Annotated in this window: 15 protein-coding genes; 7 read left to right on the top strand and 8 right to left on the bottom strand. The window is 36.7% G+C overall.

What is annotated here, in order from left to right; translation table 11 throughout:
- A partial coding sequence (locus ACH63V_RS10870) for a DNA breaking-rejoining protein (RefSeq protein ID WP_396463506.1) occupies positions 1–414 on the bottom strand: 414 nt, incomplete at its 3' end.
- A 383-nt stretch (positions 415–797) separates the two neighbouring features.
- Here ACH63V_RS10870 and ACH63V_RS10865 point away from each other — a divergent pair.
- Complete coding sequence (locus ACH63V_RS10865; RefSeq protein ID WP_396463505.1) at positions 798–1,496, top strand: hypothetical protein; 699 nt, start codon at positions 798–800, stop codon at positions 1,494–1,496.
- 47 nt (positions 1,497–1,543) lie between these two features.
- Here ACH63V_RS10865 and ACH63V_RS10860 read toward each other — a convergent pair whose 3' ends face one another.
- The 7 genes from ACH63V_RS10860 to ACH63V_RS10830 all read right to left on the bottom strand — a co-directional run bounded on the left by ACH63V_RS10860 (position 1,544) and on the right by ACH63V_RS10830 (position 6,147).
- Entirely contained in the window at positions 1,544–1,675 is a 132-nt protein-coding gene (locus ACH63V_RS10860) for a hypothetical protein (RefSeq protein WP_263613965.1), read from the bottom strand.
- Positions 1,676–1,902: 227 nt separating this feature from the next.
- Positions 1,903–2,286, bottom strand: coding sequence for a hypothetical protein (locus tag ACH63V_RS10855; RefSeq protein ID WP_263613966.1), 384 nt, complete (start codon positions 2,284–2,286; stop codon positions 1,903–1,905).
- A gap of 174 nt (positions 2,287–2,460) precedes the next feature.
- Positions 2,461–2,742 (bottom strand): hypothetical protein, encoded by a 282-nt coding sequence (locus tag ACH63V_RS10850; RefSeq protein WP_396463504.1) that lies wholly within the window; start codon positions 2,740–2,742, stop codon positions 2,461–2,463.
- 189 nt (positions 2,743–2,931) lie between these two features.
- On the bottom strand, positions 2,932–3,258 hold the full coding sequence (locus ACH63V_RS10845) for a hypothetical protein (protein ID WP_396463503.1): 327 nt from the start codon (positions 3,256–3,258) through the stop codon (positions 2,932–2,934).
- Between the two features lie 209 nt (positions 3,259–3,467).
- Complete coding sequence (locus ACH63V_RS10840) at positions 3,468–3,938, bottom strand: hypothetical protein (protein WP_396463502.1); 471 nt, start codon at positions 3,936–3,938, stop codon at positions 3,468–3,470.
- Between the two features lie 412 nt (positions 3,939–4,350).
- Entirely contained in the window at positions 4,351–4,602 is a 252-nt protein-coding gene (locus tag ACH63V_RS10835) for a hypothetical protein (protein WP_209046687.1), read from the bottom strand.
- Between the two features lie 309 nt (positions 4,603–4,911).
- Positions 4,912–6,147 carry a mechanosensitive ion channel domain-containing protein gene (locus ACH63V_RS10830; protein WP_311087419.1) on the bottom strand — a complete coding sequence of 412 codons (1,236 nt, stop codon included), beginning with the start codon at positions 6,145–6,147 and terminating at the stop codon, positions 4,912–4,914.
- A gap of 605 nt (positions 6,148–6,752) precedes the next feature.
- Between ACH63V_RS10830 and sbnA the strand changes: the two genes are divergently transcribed.
- The 6 genes from sbnA (at position 6,753) to ACH63V_RS10800 (ending at position 16,003) form a co-directional block, all read left to right on the top strand.
- Positions 6,753–7,757: a 2,3-diaminopropionate biosynthesis protein SbnA gene (gene sbnA / locus ACH63V_RS10825; protein ID WP_396463501.1), complete on the top strand. Its 1,005-nt coding sequence runs from the start codon at positions 6,753–6,755 to the stop codon at positions 7,755–7,757.
- A gap of 21 nt (positions 7,758–7,778) precedes the next feature.
- The gene (gene sbnB, locus ACH63V_RS10820) at positions 7,779–8,792 is read left to right on the top strand and encodes a 2,3-diaminopropionate biosynthesis protein SbnB (protein ID WP_002115662.1); all 1,014 of its coding nucleotides are present in this window, start codon (positions 7,779–7,781) and stop codon (positions 8,790–8,792) included.
- Positions 8,793–8,863: 71 nt separating this feature from the next.
- Complete coding sequence (locus ACH63V_RS10815) at positions 8,864–10,504, top strand: IucA/IucC family protein (protein ID WP_396463508.1); 1,641 nt, start codon at positions 8,864–8,866, stop codon at positions 10,502–10,504.
- 3 nt (positions 10,505–10,507) lie between these two features.
- Positions 10,508–11,713 carry an MFS transporter gene (locus tag ACH63V_RS10810; protein ID WP_396463500.1) on the top strand — a complete coding sequence of 402 codons (1,206 nt, stop codon included), beginning with the start codon at positions 10,508–10,510 and terminating at the stop codon, positions 11,711–11,713.
- Positions 11,710–15,237 (top strand): IucA/IucC family protein, encoded by a 3,528-nt coding sequence (locus ACH63V_RS10805; protein WP_396463499.1) that lies wholly within the window; start codon positions 11,710–11,712, stop codon positions 15,235–15,237. The genes ACH63V_RS10810 and ACH63V_RS10805 overlap by 4 nt, the downstream gene beginning before the upstream one ends.
- Positions 15,230–16,003: an HpcH/HpaI aldolase/citrate lyase family protein gene (locus tag ACH63V_RS10800; RefSeq protein WP_396463498.1), complete on the top strand. Its 774-nt coding sequence runs from the start codon at positions 15,230–15,232 to the stop codon at positions 16,001–16,003. The genes ACH63V_RS10805 and ACH63V_RS10800 overlap by 8 nt, the downstream gene beginning before the upstream one ends.
- Positions 16,004–16,084: the final 81 nt, after the last annotated feature.

The following is a 16,084-nucleotide window of genomic DNA, read 5'->3' as shown; positions in this document are numbered from 1 at the left end:
ATTTAATATTTGAAGATCTAAATTAAAAGATACGGTTCTATTTTTTCGTGCACTATTTCTCATTTGATAAACTTGAATAATATAGTCACCATCGACTGGTAGTACGAGTTCTCCTGAAGAACCCATAGTCGAACCTACCAATAATGCTTTATCTTTGCCTGGCTTTTTACCGGGAGCAAAAACATTAACATAAGCTAAGTTACTATAACTATTAATGTTAAATTTTAAAACCTGACCACTTTTTGCAAAAACTCGATACCTTACATCATCATAACCCTGAAATTTCCCTGTTAAAGTTGCTTGATCAGAACCTTTTAAAAAGCTTACTTTGTTTTCAACATTTTTAGCCGTCACAGTTAAGGGTAAGGTTGCAATTAATCCTGTTAATAATAAAATTTTAATGATTCTTTTCATTTTTAATCCTCGAAATTCTTTTAAATAATAATAAGAAAGATAGGTTTTATTAAGTTTTACTTTATGTATAAGTTTGATGAGTAACGTTTGAGTTTGTATATCTTTTAATAGTTGTTCAAAAAATATATGTCATGAAACTTTAACTTGCCAGCTCAGAAAAACCACCTTAGAATCCGCGCAACGAATTTTTAGGGGCTTCATTGTGAGTACTTGCTCGATTGATAAGAATAAATCATCGACTCATATCTAAGTATCCACTAAAGCCCACTGGCTCTCTTGTGGATTTAAGAGAGTCCCTCCTTCTTGCTTTATTTCTTATTTATCTGTCTTGTTGAAAGACGAGTAAATACTTGCATATGCTCCTTGTTGTATTGGAGTCATCAATGCTATTTCTTAATTTTAAAAAATCTGTCGTTTTTTTTAGCACTTGCTTGGCATTTATTTCTAGCTATGCTGGACGACCTATGGTGGTTGATGATGCTTCTTTAGTTCCTGCCCATTCTTGTCAACTTGATTCATGGATGCAGAATAACCCTAAAGACAAAGAATATTGGGTTATTCCTTCTTGCAATATAGGTGGCAATTTTGAGTTTGGTGTAGGTATGGGACGCCATTTCTCCGATGAAGCAGGTAATGCGACTTATACAACTGTTCAAGGGAAAACGCTTATAAAACCACTTGAGACGAATAACTGGGGAATTGGCGTTTCATTTGCGACCCAAATTAATAACAACCACACTTCTGAAAAAGATTGGACTGTGAATGTTCCCTTAAGTATTTCTATGTTAGATGACCATTTCTTGGTTCATACCAATGTGGGATGGCTTAGAGAACATACCACTCACCACGAGCAAACCACATGGGGTGTGGGGACAGAAACATTCATTACGAAACCTTTAACATTGACTGCTGAAGTTTATGGAAATGATCGAAATGATTCATTTTATCAAACCGGCATTAAGTATATGTTGTACAAAGAGAATGTTCAGTTCAATGCAAGCTATGGTAATCGTTTAAATCAGACCAAAGATGACTCGTTTTTCTCAGTTGGTTTAGTTCTTGTGACTAACCCATTTTTCTAAGTGAAAATGTGATTTAAAAAGCCCATCAATAGATGGGCTTTTCAATTTTATGAGTCTTTATCTAATGAATGTGGTGTCGTGGTTTTGTCTTGCTGCTTGGTATCATTCTCGCCTTGGCAGGCTGCAACAGAGATTGAAACGATTGCTGCTAAACCTAGGGTAGCTATAATTTTAGTCATATCTTACCTCATACAGTTTCCATTGATTAGCTTATAAATACTGGCTATCAATATTACGATCAGCATAGGTTTATAGACTTTTTTGTACTTCTCACTTAGAAATGTAAATTAGAAAAAATCACCTTTAACCAATTTTTTAATGACAAAGAGGTGAGAAATTTTAGATGTGGTATGAATTAACGTTTTAGCTCATTACTTTAATTATCGCTCTGTGGTTAAGCTTTTTATTAGTTGTAAGAAACACAAAAATCAAGCCGATCATGCTGTTGCTTAAAGCAGGTCCAAGAGTCTTTTTCAGGAGCTTCAATAATCTTTTTAGTTTTGAAATCACGATAATAAATAGTCGCATCTTTTAAATTCGATAAATTACTTCCCACAGACACACATGAATCTTCATGAGAACAAATATTTGATTCTTTTATAAATACTTTGCTATTTGGAAAAGTTAATCTTTCAAAGTTAGAACTTAAGTTATTTGTAGAAGAAAGTAAGCAAGACACCGTACTATTTTTACCATTCACTACAAAACAGCTTTTACTGACTTCGAAGGGCTCTTGAGCGAACGTACCCGTAGCATAAGGCAATAAAAATAATGTAATAAGGCGCTTCATGTTCTTTCTCTCTATTCAACATTTAGTCCAAAACTGCCTATAAATATTCAGACTACATTTAATTTAGCTGTCTATAATACCTGTATTAAGTTTAGTTAAATATTTACTATTTGATAAATTTTACAAAATATTCAAAAAATTAACTTATAGAATGGTTATGTACTCACTTTAAAGTTATTCGTCTAAAATCTTCCAATCCGTACCAATTTGCGCTAGCGCTGGCAACTCATCACTATTAAAAACATTCTGGTTATCATCAACAGCAAATCGATAAAGTGGTATTGAATCTGCTTGTGTTTTCTTAAAAAAACTAAAATCTTCGGTAATATGTATTAGGTCCGCTGACCGATTATCTCCGCCTATTTTGTTTACTCCAGTACCTGATGGTATATGTATATAACTTTCACAAGTTACTTCGATGCTATTTCCATTCAAATCTTGATATGAACATTTCATGTCTAAGTCCTTCCATAAGTTTTAGAGATGTGTAGAAAAACTTAACATGCTATACAGATAAGTTATGGAAGTTTTTATGATGTAATTGTTTTAAGTATGTATATCGTGTTGAAAATTGAAAGATTTACTATTATGTAAGACTGATAAGAAATTGTCCTTTAAAAAAAGCACCGTTACCGGTGCTTATTGTTATTTACATTTCCCATGAGGACTATTTATTTCTTCTTTCAAAGCATCAATATCCATTTTAATTAATTCTTTATCATTCGTTGCTTCTAGACCAGATTTCTTCATGAAAGCTTTATATTCCTTAAATCTAGTAATAATAAATTCATCATATTGCAGTTCAGATTGCATATAAGTACATTCTATTGAATCTAGCTTTTTTCTTTGCGAACTGGTTAGATTTTTATTCGCATTCTTTTTGATAAAAGCATCTCTTTGTGCTTGAGCTGTATGGAATTTTTCTAAAAGACTATGATATTGCTCTTCAAAACTTGTGTCTGATGCAGCCATAGTATTGGTACAAATAAGTAAGCCCAAGATAAAAAGTCTTAATTTCATAATATGTAATATTCGCTTATCATAATTAAAAACTGCATATTATAAGACTGGCGCGACCAAATAAAGTAAATAAACTATATAAAGAAAACCGCCCCAGAAGGCGGTTGCTGAAATTTTCCAGCGATTATAAAAGTGCGGTGGACACACACTTTTATAGGGTTTTAAACCAGATTTACTTTCTTATTATTTTTCTTATATTCCTCAGAATTAAAATAGTTCACTATCATCTTGGCATTTTCTTCCGACACGGCTTTTTTATTTTCCAGTACTGTCTGAGCTTCTTTTTTTACATTAAAGTCGGCTGGCACAATACTTGAAAGTGGTGGCAGTTTTGGCTGTCCACCAATCGTGATTCTTTCAATAAAGCTCGCTAGCCACATAATATATTCGCCCTTATTTTTATATTTAGGCATTAAGCTCATGTCGAGTTTAATCGTACATTCATTTAAAGGTTTACTTAGACATTCTTCAAAATCTATAAAATTGTATTTGAGTTTACAGGGGGTACCCTTTATCTCTTTTCGAATAATGCTGACTAAATTATTCAATTGTTCAATTAGGTCGTCAGAGAACAATTTATCTTCTTCGAATTTTTTATAGACCTTCTCGGCAATTGTTAGAAATTTTGGCATGGGTCCTTCCCTCCTATTCTGACTTTGGTGGTTAATCAGATTTTTAGGGAAGTATGATGGATATATTATTGCAGTATGTAAGTCTTGAAATGCCAAATGTAATCAATAAGAGTGTTCTGAAACCGAGTTCCATAATACGCCACAACAATTGAATAAAATGCAAAATTCATCGCATTTTTGGTGCGGAAAGATTTTATAGTTGGTAATAGTTTTCTGAAAAAAATTAAGCTCATCAATAATATTATTTGACTTAGATTTTTTGTGATGTCTTAGCTAAAAATAGAATACAGAAATATTTGAATTATTTTTATTTACTGCCTTGCTGAATAACCAAGTTACCTAGTCAGGGGACTAGAAAGTTAACCGTGTCTTCAGCAAGGTCTTTTATGGCTATATTTTAGTTTGATGCTGCTTACGCACCACTTAAAGCTGCTTCAAACATTTCAATAATTGCTTTGGCTCCTTCAGCCTTTTGCCTTGCGTCTTGATCGTCAAAAATAACCGTTTCATCATTGAGTTCACTTACATATCGCCGGGCTTCGTCTAGAGCTCTCCTTAGTTTTTGTACTTTGTGTTTGTTTACGTCTTTGGCAATGGTTGGCGCATATCCTCCACGTTTTGCGTTTTTAAGTTGTCTAGCTCTGTTCTCTATTGCTGTAGCCATTCAAACACTCCAACTCACCTAACAAATTTTAGTAAAGCAACTTTATTGTTTGTTATTCTTAAACATTTAGTATTTTCTTTGTTCAAAGTGTCAAATTTGTTACTTAAGCTTTACTCCTGAAAAGTTTTAGATCGAGTTTGCTCAAAAAATAATCTTTTCTAAGTTATGAATCGCGCATAACTTTATATAGTAAATTTATACCGCTATTTAATAATAATTTTCCAAAAATAATTATAAATTAATGTATAAAAATATTAAAAGAATGCTATCTATTTGAAATTTAAATAAAGATAGCATTCTACTATGGGGTTACTCTACAGTTAGTTTTTGAAAATCATGGCCTGAAGGTGCCTGATACACTCTTAAACCAAACTCAGGCAAAATCGCGATGAGATGATCAAAAATATCGGACTGAATTGCTTCATAAGAAACCCATGCAGTGGTATTGGTAAAGGCATAAATTTCTAACGGTAGACCTTCACTCGTCGGTTGTAGCTGACGAACAATAAGCGTTTGGTTCTGAGCAATGCCCTTATGCTGACGTAAGTAGAACTCGACATACGCTCTAAATGTTCCAATATTGGTTAAACGTCTTTTGTTATAGCGTGATTGACTACCTAAATGCTTGTTAAATTCGTCAATCTCAGATTGCTTGGCGTTGAGGTATTGATCTAATAATAGAAAGTCTTTTAGCTTTTGTTGCTCTTCTTCAGTCATGAAGTGAACACTAGTTTGATCAATATAAAGCGAACGCTTCATGCGGCGGCATCCAGCATTACTCATACCACGCCAGTTTTTAAAAGTGTCTGTAACAAGTTTATTGGTTGGAATAGTGGTATAGGTTTTATCAAAGTTTTGTACGGTTACAGTATGTAGTGAAATATCAATCACATCACCATCGGCATTTAGCGACGGCATTTCAATCCAGTCCCCTATACGCACCATGTCATAAGATGCAATTTGCACACTCGCGACCAATGACAAAATCGTATTTTGGAAAACCAACATTAATACGGCGGCCATTGCACCGAAGCCAGCAAGCAAGGTGAATACATCCTTTTTAAGGAATGTACCTAAAATCATCAAACCGCAAACAACAAAAATAATGAGTTTAACGAGTTGTAAATAACCTTTAATCGGCTTGTTTCTAGATTTTGGATTACGCTGATAGATTAAATTAAATATATTTAATAATTCACTAATAGTGAGCGCAATAGTCAGGAAAATAAATGCCTGTGCACCCATCTGTACCAAAGCAATGGCTTTCTCAGATAAGTGCGGAACGGTGGTAATCCCATTCATAATGACAATGGCAGGCACAATATTGGCAAATCGCTTAATAACACTATGCTGAGCAAAGACTGACTGGTTAAGTGACTTGATTTTAGTCACTAAATGACGGATTCCCCGAACAATAATTCGCTTAGCAATAAAGTTTGCCAAAGCAGCAAATAAAATCAAAATTGTGAGTGAAACTATCATTTCTAGCCAAGGATAGTTGCTTAACTCAGCTTGAAGATCACGATAATAATTAAAAAAATCCAACCCTTTACACCTTAAAACTTTATTTTCAATAATTTTAAAGTGTTCGAGTGTTATAGATTAAGGCTTGTTTACATATGTCGTCATAAATACAACACGTCTATAATACTTAATCGCTAAATTAGATTAATTTATGGAAATATGATTCACGCAGGCAATAAGTGAATCTTCTTTTTTAAATAAAACTGTTCCATTCAACACGGCTCTAGCTTCTTAGCTCCTTCATAAGGAGTGCTCGTTTTATCAAATTACAGCTTTTTTGTTTCAATAAACTTCCCTTTGAATGGCGAGTTTTGAGTAAAAAAACTTTCTCCATAAATTATTTACCTTTATTTTTTGTCAATTAACTCATTTTTTCACTGTGATCAATTTTTATAAAATAGTAAGTTTCTGCCTATCTGCTTATATTTAAAAACTTTACTAATTTAAGCTTTTGTAAAATATACATTTTATTATTCAAAGTATTAGAACAAAAAAATTAGTGAAAATTCTTATAACTCCCCCTGCTTTTGCTTTACAAACCGCAACAATCCTGGAATAAATCGTAATAATAATTTAATTAATAATAATTATTATTTACAACACATAAAAACCTGAGAAGATCTGCCATGATCCATGAAAATATTCTCGAATGCATAGGTAAAACGCCATTATTACAACTATCAAGGCTGTTCACGCATCAATCAGTCTCAGTGATTGCGAAAATGGAATTGTTAAACCCAGGAGGAAGTATTAAAGACCGTCCAGCATTATTCATGCTACAGGAAGGTCTGAAATCTGGAGTGATTAATAAAGATAGTCATATTGTTGAAAGTTCATCAGGGAACTTAGCTATTGCACTTGCAATGGCTTGCAAAATATATGGATTAAAATTTACTGCCGTTATTGACCCGAAAATTGCCTCAGCAAACCTACAAATGCTGAAGCTTTACAAAGCCAATATCGAAATGGTTTCTGAAAAAGACCAAAACGGCGGTTACTTAAAAACCCGAATTGACACCGTAAAACGACTCTGCCAACAACTACCAAATGCTGTTTGGATTAATCAATACGCCAATCCAAACAACTGGAAAAGTCACTATTTTGGTGAAGCAGAAGAAATCCTAAGTCAAATTGATCGCAAGATTGATTACCTCGTGATTGGGGCAAGTACCTCTGGCACGATTATGGGCGTGTCTCGTCGCCTTAAAGAAAAGTTCCCCGAATTAAAAGTTATCGCTGTCGATATTGTCGGCTCTGTACTGTTCGGTGGCACATCTGGTCCACGCGAAATTCCCGGCATTGGGGCAAGTACAGTCCCACCGCTGCTCTCCCCCGATGAAATCGATGAAGTCATTTATGTAGATGACTATGAGTCGGCACTCGGTTGCCGAGAACTTCTTGAGCATGAAGGAATCTTTGCTGGCGGTTCGAGCGGCTCATCTATTTCAGCCATCAAAAAACTGATTCCAACCATTCCAGAAGGTTCATGCGTCTTAACACTATTACCCGATCGCGGTGACCGTTATCTCGATCTGGTTTATGAAGATGAATGGTTCGAAATGATCAAGAAGCGTCACTTCAATCGAAACGTACGACGCCAAGAAAACCTTACTTTACAAAATGTTGTTTAACCTTCTCCTTAGGACATATTCATGAGCAATTTGGCTACCCTTCGCTATTTAAGTCAATCAGATTTATTAAATCTTGGCGCAAATCATAGTAATTCATTTATTGAAGCGATTACTGAAGGCTTAACCCTGCATGCAAATAAACAGTTTGTACAACCCTTAAAACCGTACCTTCGCTGGCAAGGTGCAGACCATATTGCTGACCGTATTATCGCTATGCCTTGTTATTTAGGTGGCAATGACCCAATTGCCGGCATCAAATGGATTGGCTCAAGACAACATAACCCTAAAAAATTCAATATTCCGCGTGCTAGCGCACTGATTGTTTTAAATGACTCAGAAACAAACTATCCGGTTGCAGTGATGGAAGGCAGCTTAATCAGTGCAATGCGAACTGCTGCTATTACAGGCGTTTCAATTAAATATCTAGCAAAAAAAGACTTTTCAGACATTACTGTAATTGGCTGCGGACCAATTGCGCAAATGCAGATTAAAACGGTGCTTGAACAATATGCTCAAGTGAAAAAAATCCATTTATTTGATGTGAACCCTGAAGCGGCTGAAAAACTCAAAGCGTTGTTCTTATCAGAATATCCGAATCTAGAAATTGAAATTCATGACAGTGCTAAGTCTGCGATTCAACAAGCCGATGTTCTCATTACCTGCACAGTTTCAGATAAACCTTACATTCCGTTTGAGTGGCTTAAAAAAGGTTGCTTTGTTTCAAACATTTCAATTATGGATATTGAACCTGAAGTCTTCTTAAAAGTGGACAAAGTGATTGTGGATGACTGGGACCAATCAAACCGCGAAAAGAAAGTCATCAACGTACTGGTTGAAGATGGCTTATTTAGCCGTGAAAAACTACATGCTGAACTTGGCGACATCATTATTGGTCATAAAAACGGCCGCGAACACGAAGATGAAATCATTTTGCTCAACCCAATGGGCATGGCGATTGATGACATTGTCTGCGCTAAGTGGTTCTTCAATGCCGCACAAGAACAAAACGTTGGCACGGTTCTACCGCTTTTATAAGAATAGGAATAACTAAAATGTTAGATCGGATTTACACAGCACAACTACAAAAAACGATAGATGCACTCTACATGGAGAATTATGGAGATTTTAAAGATCATATTTCCTATAAAAAGCCTTATCTGGCAATTACTCTCAATGATGAGTTGGAGCTCTATTTCAACTGTTTAAAAGTAGATGGTGTAAATCCTTTCTATATTAACCAACCCGAAGTTTTGCTTCATAACCTCTTAAGCAATACAACATCTAAAATCTCGATTTCTGAAGTTTTTAACTATTTAACTAAAGCATCTTGGTGGCCGTCACCACACCATCAAAAAGCAATTGATTACTGGCTAGACAACTTAGTAACGGCTGAAAAAATTCCCCAAATTTTACAGTCAGCACTTTCATTTTCTTCACCTTTAATCAAAAGCGAGTTGCTATCACTGGTCGCTGACCGTCCATTTCATCCGTTCGCGCACTCAAAAGGTGAACTTGCACCACTCACAACTCACAAAGAAATTAAGGTGTATTGGTGGGCCTTTAAGAAAGATGACGTGATCAACAATATGGAGTCGATTCCTCACAAAGAGCTTTTGTTATCAGAGGTTGAGGAATGTCTTATTGCTGAAAAAATGGCTGAGCTTTCAGATGACTACATAGCCCTGCCTTTGTTAGAGACTCAACATCGCTATTTAAAGTTTGATGAAAATAAGTACGGCGGTATTGACCTAAACCATGTCACTACCATTGGTTTACCGACTTCTTCTTTAAGAACGCTTATTCACAACACAAAACCTACACTGCATTTGAAACTCTCGACCAATGCCAAAACATTAGGTGCAATCCGCTCTATGCCGGGCCGTTACTTAATGAATGGACATACGGCTTATGATTTTTTAAATGACGTTATTAATGAAACTGCTTTAATAAAAAATCGCCTCTTTTTGAGTAATGAAACACATTGGTGGGTACTCGGTAAACAAGAGCCGATTGTAAAAAATTTAGGTGTAATCGGTTGCCAAGTCCGACATTTACCGGATATTTGCCGAGACCAAAACGTTACTCCAATCACTATGTCAGCTTTAAGCTGTACCTATGTTGACCCTTGGGAAGCTTTAGGCGTTGAAGGTGACAAATGGTCATTACTAAAAGACTTAAGTGTTCATTTTATTCAAACATTCTTAACGCTTTGGGCAAAAGGAATCATGCCTGAATGCCACGGGCAAAACACCATGGTGTGTTATGAAAATAATAAGTTGAAATGCTTTATTTTACGTGACCACGATACCTTAAGAATATGTACCACAGCCATTGAAGAAAATGGTTTTACACCTCCAGTTTATACCATTGATACCAGCACGCCGAACAATCTTATCTTTACTAAAAATGAAGACTTATTTAATTACTTCATTACTTTAGGGATTCAAATTAACCTCTACCCGATTGCTTTAGCTGCTTTGAAATATACGGATCGTACAGAAAGCGATTTTTGGGAAATGGTTCAAGACATTATTCAAAATTTTGTAGAAACCCAACCTATTTCAGAACAAACAAAATCGCAAATTCAAACTTATCTTTTTGACAATAAGACTTGGCCGTTCAAACAGCTACTTACGCCTTTACTTGCGCAAGAAAGCGACTCAACAGGCATGCCAAGTAAAATCGGAAGTACGCCAAACCCTTATCACAGCTTATCTGTTTCTAGCTATGAGACCATGGACATCTAAATCATGCGCTCATCTCGCCTAGATCATTTCATTATTTTGCTCTGTCAGTTTTTTTCCACTTTCGGGCTCATGGTGCTGATTCCAATCATGCCGCTCTATATGGAAAAACTGACGGCGCATATGAGTGCTCCCACTATCTGGGCAGGTTTGGCACTCGCAGCTCCGGCTATTGGCAGTTTATTTACCGCACCGATTGTGGGTCATCTATCCGACACATTCGGCCATAAAAAAGCCTTGTTACTTTCTCTGGCTGGCTTTTGTATTTCAATACTGCTCATGGCGAGCGCCCAGCATTTATACCTGTTTATTTTTGCACGAATTTTACTCGGCTTTTGCGGTCTTTCGGTCATTTTAAATGCCTATGTTTCATATCTTTCCAACGAGCAACAACGAGGCGCTGCTTTTGGGCAACTACAGAGTAGTGTTGCACTCGCTTGCTTATGTGGTCCCGTACTCGGCGGGATATTTATGGATCAATGGCGGGTTGAAGTATTACTTAACGCGACAGCATTTGTTGTGATGACACTCATTGTGATTGCGTCATTTGTATTAACCAATCCCGTTAAAACTGAAGTCTCAAAAACCAAAGAAAAATCTAAGCTTCCAGCTTTCTTTGATAGAACGATTTTTTCATGGTTAAGCGCTGGCATTTTGGTTCAAGCGGGCGGCTTTGGTTTGGTGTCTTGCTTTGTTTTATACATTAGTGAAATAAGCCAAAGCACTCATTCATCGTTATCTGCTGCAAGCTTAACAGGCACCATTCATGCACTTTCATGGGGAGCCGCTTTTATTGCTGCAACCTATTGGGGAAAACGAAATGATGATAAAGGAGACTCTTTTAATAACTTCGTTTACGCATCTTTAATTTGCGGTATCACGATTTTCGCATTGATCTGGGTTTCGAATATTTGGCTGGTTCTTGTATTACGACTCATACAAGGCTTTTGCTTTGCAGCCCTGATTCCTTCGATCTTACACACAATTTCTCTAAAAGCTGGCGCTCAAAGCCAAGGAAAAGTGATTGGTATTTCTAACAGTGCCTTTGTCTTAGGACAGCTTATTGGCCCAATCACGATCACGCTCACCTACTCATTTTTCAATATTACCGCTGCATTAATCTGCACCTCACTATTTTTTATCGGTGCGGGATTAGTAGTGATTTTGAACAGATTCTTAATGGATACAATTTTAGAAGAGGCACAAGAATGAACTCAATTATTACAATAGATGCATGGTCTTATAAACTTTTCGAACAGTACCTGAATACTTTCTTTCGTGAACTTAAAGTGAATCTTGAAGAACGCATTATCCCAGCTCAAGACTCTCCTTTATTCACACTGTATGCGGAGCAACCAGATACCCTGTATTTTGCTTATACGTTTAATGCATCTAACACGACTGTTTATGGCGCAGTTCAGCATCTTTCAACGACGGGTTATCACAGATATCAACGTGGTTTTATTCTGCAAAACTTAAATGACAATACATTTGACTCGCTCACCGACCCTAAACAGTTAGTGAAACTGATTACAGATGAGTTGAATAGTCTATTTAAAGACAAAAAACAAAATAAGAATCTGTATTCCGATATTGCCAATAGTATCGATAACACAAAATTCTTTTTAGAAAATAAGCCATCTCAAACAGCAACTAAAGCATTGAGTGGTTTTCAGGCTACTGAACAAGGCATGTTATATGGGCACCCTTTTCATGTGACCTCTAAAGCCAATCTAGGTTTTTCTAAAGAGGACATGAAAAAGTATAGCCCTGAGTTAGGCGCAAGTTTCCAACTCCACTACTTTGCAATTCATTCTTCTTTAATCCAAAAACTGATCAGTGAAGAACAGCCATCTCACCATATTGAAGATGAAGTTTTAGAAGTTGCAAAAGATCGTTTGCAAGAAAACTTCGTAAACTATGAGCTCATGCCAACCCATCCGTGGCAAGCTAATTTCTTACTTCAACATCCATCGTTAAAGAAACATTTAGACAGCCAAGACGTGATCTATCTGGGCGCTTTAGGTCAAACCGTATGGCCGACCTCATCCGTTCGTACAGTGTGGTTGCCTCAATCGAATCTATTCTTAAAGCTATCAATTGATGTACGAATTACCAGTTTCATTCGTAACAACCCAATGGATGAGATGGAGCGCGCGATTGATGCGAGCAAAATTATTATTAATCACAAGATTAATGAGCAATATCCAGACCTTGTGATTCTGCCGGAGTTAGAGGCAAAAACAGTCAAAATTCCAGAGCTTGAAAGTTCATTTGGTATTATTTATCGAGCAGGACTCACTCCTGATGTATTAGAAAATACTCGAATGCTGGGCGGCTTGGTTGAAGAAAATGAAAACCATGAAATCCCGCTTTTAAGCTTTATTCAGCAAGCTGCACCGAATCAAAACTTACAATCGAACGATGCGAAAGACTTCATTACTTTTTGGTGGAAACAGTACATTAAAGTTTCGCTTATTCCATTAGTTGAGTTGTTTGCAAACAAAGGCATTAGCGTAGAAGCGCACATGCAAAACAGCTTAATGGAATTTAAAAACGGCTATCCGCATCGCCTTATTCTTCGAGATATGGAAGGCATTAGCATTGTTCCAGAAATGATAGAAGACGACTCATCTATTTCTGAAGATAGTACCGTTTGGTTCTCTCAAAAAGATGCATGGACCTTTTTAAAATATTACCTCGTGATCAATCACATTGCCCATCTCATCAGTGCAATTGCACGCGTTACGGCCATTGAAGAATCTGAACTTTGGCAAGCCACACGCCTTACGCTCACACAAGAAAACTTTAGCGCCAAAGGCCAACAGTATCGCGATTTATTAATTCATTCACTCACATTACCAATCAAGGCAAATATGTTAAATACGCTCTACCACAGTGGTGGCAATCCAATCTGGATTGAAGTTGAAAACCCTATTTATAAATATCGCGGCGCAGAAGCACTTTGCCCTCTTCAACCAACACAACAAACCAATTATAAAACCCTTGCGGAAAATCGCGTAATGGGCCAATTATTAGAAGCACTTATTTTTGAAAATACTTTTAAATACGAGTTTTCTAAAGGTCAGATCAAGTTTTATATTTCTGATACTGTTTTCTATACTTGCGCGGCCAAACGACATTTTAGTTTTAAACGAATTAAGTTGGATCCTTCAAGCTTAGTTCGTTCTGATATTACTTTAGACACTGAAACTCGCCCTAACTTAAAAACGCTACTTGCCGATTTAAAAAATATTATTGAAGCTGACCCAGTTAAATGGCAAAACTTTAATGATGAGCTGAATTTAACTTACGTTAAACATGCGCAGACTTTAAGCCAAGCACCTGCTCAACCTTTAAGAACCTTGTCTTACCTAGAACAAGAAGCACGGATTACCAACGCGCATTTATATCACCCAAGTTTTAAATCTCGTATCGGCTTCGATTTAAAAGAAAATCAAAAATATGCACCCGAGCTTTCTGAAGGTTTTACGGTTCAATGGGTCGCGACTCATAACAGTTTATGCAAACTGGTTTTAAGTGAAACCATTAACTTAGAGCAGCTTTATAAACAGCATTTTTCAGAAAAAGATCTACAAACTATTAATGAGCAATTGAAAGAGCAAAATGTAGATTTTAAAGATTATATCCTCACCCCAATTCATCCGTGGCAGTGGGATAAAATTATTGAATTGTATTATCAAGATGCGATTAGCAACCAACTGATCATCCCGTTAGATATTGAAGGTCCAACTTACTTACCACAGCAATCGATTCGAACCTTGTCGAATATTAGCGACATCTCAGCGCTTTCTCTTAAGTTGGCAATGAACTTAGTCAATACTTCGACCTCTCGCGTATTGGCACCGCATACCGTTCAAAATGCGGCAAAAATGAGTGACTGGCTGTATAACATTGTTGAACAAGATCATATTTTAGAAAAACAGCGTAAGCCTGTTATTTTAAGAGAGATTGGCGGTCTTTCAGTTAACCAGCCGATTGCGCTACCTGTTCAATACGGCGCTCTCGCCTGCATTTGGCGCGAAAGTATTTACAGCTACTTAAAAGAAGGTGAATCGGCAACGCCAGTCACGGGCTTAATGCAAGTTGATACAGATCAAAAACCTCTCATTGATGAGTGGATTCAAGAGTACGGTATCGAGTTCTGGTTAGAAAAATTACTCACCAATGCTTATTTACCAATCATGCATATTTTATGGTGCCACGGCCTCGCTTTAGAGTCACATGCACAAAACATGGTGCTGATTCATAAAAATGGCTTACCTGTTAAAGCTGCCTTGAAAGATTTCCACGATGGAATCCGTTTTAGTCGTCATCTTTTACGTGAGCCGAACCTTTTACCCAACTTACAAGATGCGCCAAAAGAACATGCCAAAATTAACCCGAACTCGTTCTTGGAAACCCACTCTCCAAATGAGTTAAGAGACTTTACTCAAGATGCGCTTTGGTTTGTAAATCTGGCTGAGTTAGCAATTTTCTTAAATGAACATTATGACTTCGATGAAATCAAATTCTGGACCATGTTAAGAACCATCATCAATCAGCATAAAGAAGCTCACCCAGAGTTTAGCGAACGATATGAATTGTTTAACTTTACAGATGACACCATCGATATTGAACAACTTGCAAGCCGCCGTTTCCTTCCAGAAATTCGCTTAAGAGTACAAACCACCCCGAACCCGCTCAGTCTCATTAAGGAAATTGAATATGAATAAGCATTCGATTTCTTTTAAGAAACGAATAGCAAATGGTGAGACGCTCTACGGAATATTTTGTTCCGTAGCTTCTCCAATTAATGTCGAGCAACTGGCACTAGCGGGCTACGACTTTATTATTATCGACTTGGAACATACTTTATTTAGTACGTTTCAAGTCGAGACCATGATTTTAGCCGCTAGAGCTATGAGCCTTGATGTGTTTGTAAGAGTACCTTTAAACGCTAATCATTTAGTTTTACCTCTGCTCGATGCAGGGGTAACAGGCATTGTGTTTCCACGTATTGAAAATGCTCAGCAAGCTCAAGAAGCTGTGAACTATTGCCACTATATGCCGCTTGGGCAAAGAGGACTCAACTCAACAAGATTAAATCGATATGGCATAGACGATTTAGCGAGTTTTGTTGAACAGGCTGCAAACGAGACTGTTGTCATTGCCATGATTGAAAGCTTGGAAGGGCTAGAACAACTAGATGAAATATTAAAAGTTGAAGGTATTGATATTATTCTTGAAGGTGCTGCCGACCTTTCCCAATCGATGGGCATGCCGTGGCAAACCAGCCATCCCAAGGTCAAAGAAAAAGTTCAAGAGATGCATACAAAGACTAAAAATAGTGAAAAGCATTTCTGTGCTATTCCCCGACAACCTGAAGATATTGCGGCATGGAAACAGCAAGCTGTTCAGCTTTTTGTACTCGGTGATGACCGCAGCATTATTCGCCGTGCCCATCAAAACCATCTAAATACCTTTAAAGACATTTCATAACTGTTCAAATCTTTTAGGGGAATAAATGCCTATTCCCCTAATTCATTGAATAAATTTCAAATATATTATTTTAAAGCAATT

This window comes from Acinetobacter sp. ABJ-A23_2 (assembly GCF_044538765.1).
GTDB lineage: Bacteria > Pseudomonadota > Gammaproteobacteria > Pseudomonadales > Moraxellaceae > Acinetobacter > Acinetobacter nosocomialis_A.
This window is presented reverse-complemented; position numbering and strand designations above follow the sequence as displayed.

Bases quoted from the DNA above. Each gene is read 5' to 3' on its own strand.
- ACH63V_RS10805 (WP_396463499.1), top strand. From the start codon at position 11,710: ATGAACTCAATTATTACAATAGATGCATGGTCTTATAAACTTTTCGAA.
- ACH63V_RS10855 (WP_263613966.1), bottom strand. From the start codon at position 2,286: ATGAAGCGCCTTATTACATTATTTTTATTGCCTTATGCTACGGGTACG.
- ACH63V_RS10835 (WP_209046687.1), bottom strand. From the start codon at position 4,602: ATGGCTACAGCAATAGAGAACAGAGCTAGACAACTTAAAAACGCAAAA.
- ACH63V_RS10865 (WP_396463505.1), top strand. From the start codon at position 798: ATGCTATTTCTTAATTTTAAAAAATCTGTCGTTTTTTTTAGCACTTGC.
- ACH63V_RS10815 (WP_396463508.1), top strand. From the start codon at position 8,864: ATGGAGAATTATGGAGATTTTAAAGATCATATTTCCTATAAAAAGCCT.
- sbnB (WP_002115662.1), top strand. From the start codon at position 7,779: ATGAGCAATTTGGCTACCCTTCGCTATTTAAGTCAATCAGATTTATTA.
- ACH63V_RS10860 (WP_263613965.1), bottom strand. From the start codon at position 1,675: ATGACTAAAATTATAGCTACCCTAGGTTTAGCAGCAATCGTTTCAATC.
- ACH63V_RS10845 (WP_396463503.1), bottom strand. From the start codon at position 3,258: ATGGCTGCATCAGACACAAGTTTTGAAGAGCAATATCATAGTCTTTTA.
- ACH63V_RS10810 (WP_396463500.1), top strand. From the start codon at position 10,508: ATGCGCTCATCTCGCCTAGATCATTTCATTATTTTGCTCTGTCAGTTT.
- ACH63V_RS10800 (WP_396463498.1), top strand. From the start codon at position 15,230: ATGAATAAGCATTCGATTTCTTTTAAGAAACGAATAGCAAATGGTGAG.
- ACH63V_RS10840 (WP_396463502.1), bottom strand. From the start codon at position 3,938: ATGCCAAAATTTCTAACAATTGCCGAGAAGGTCTATAAAAAATTCGAA.
- sbnA (WP_396463501.1), top strand. From the start codon at position 6,753: ATGATCCATGAAAATATTCTCGAATGCATAGGTAAAACGCCATTATTA.
- ACH63V_RS10850 (WP_396463504.1), bottom strand. From the start codon at position 2,742: ATGAAATGTTCATATCAAGATTTGAATGGAAATAGCATCGAAGTAACT.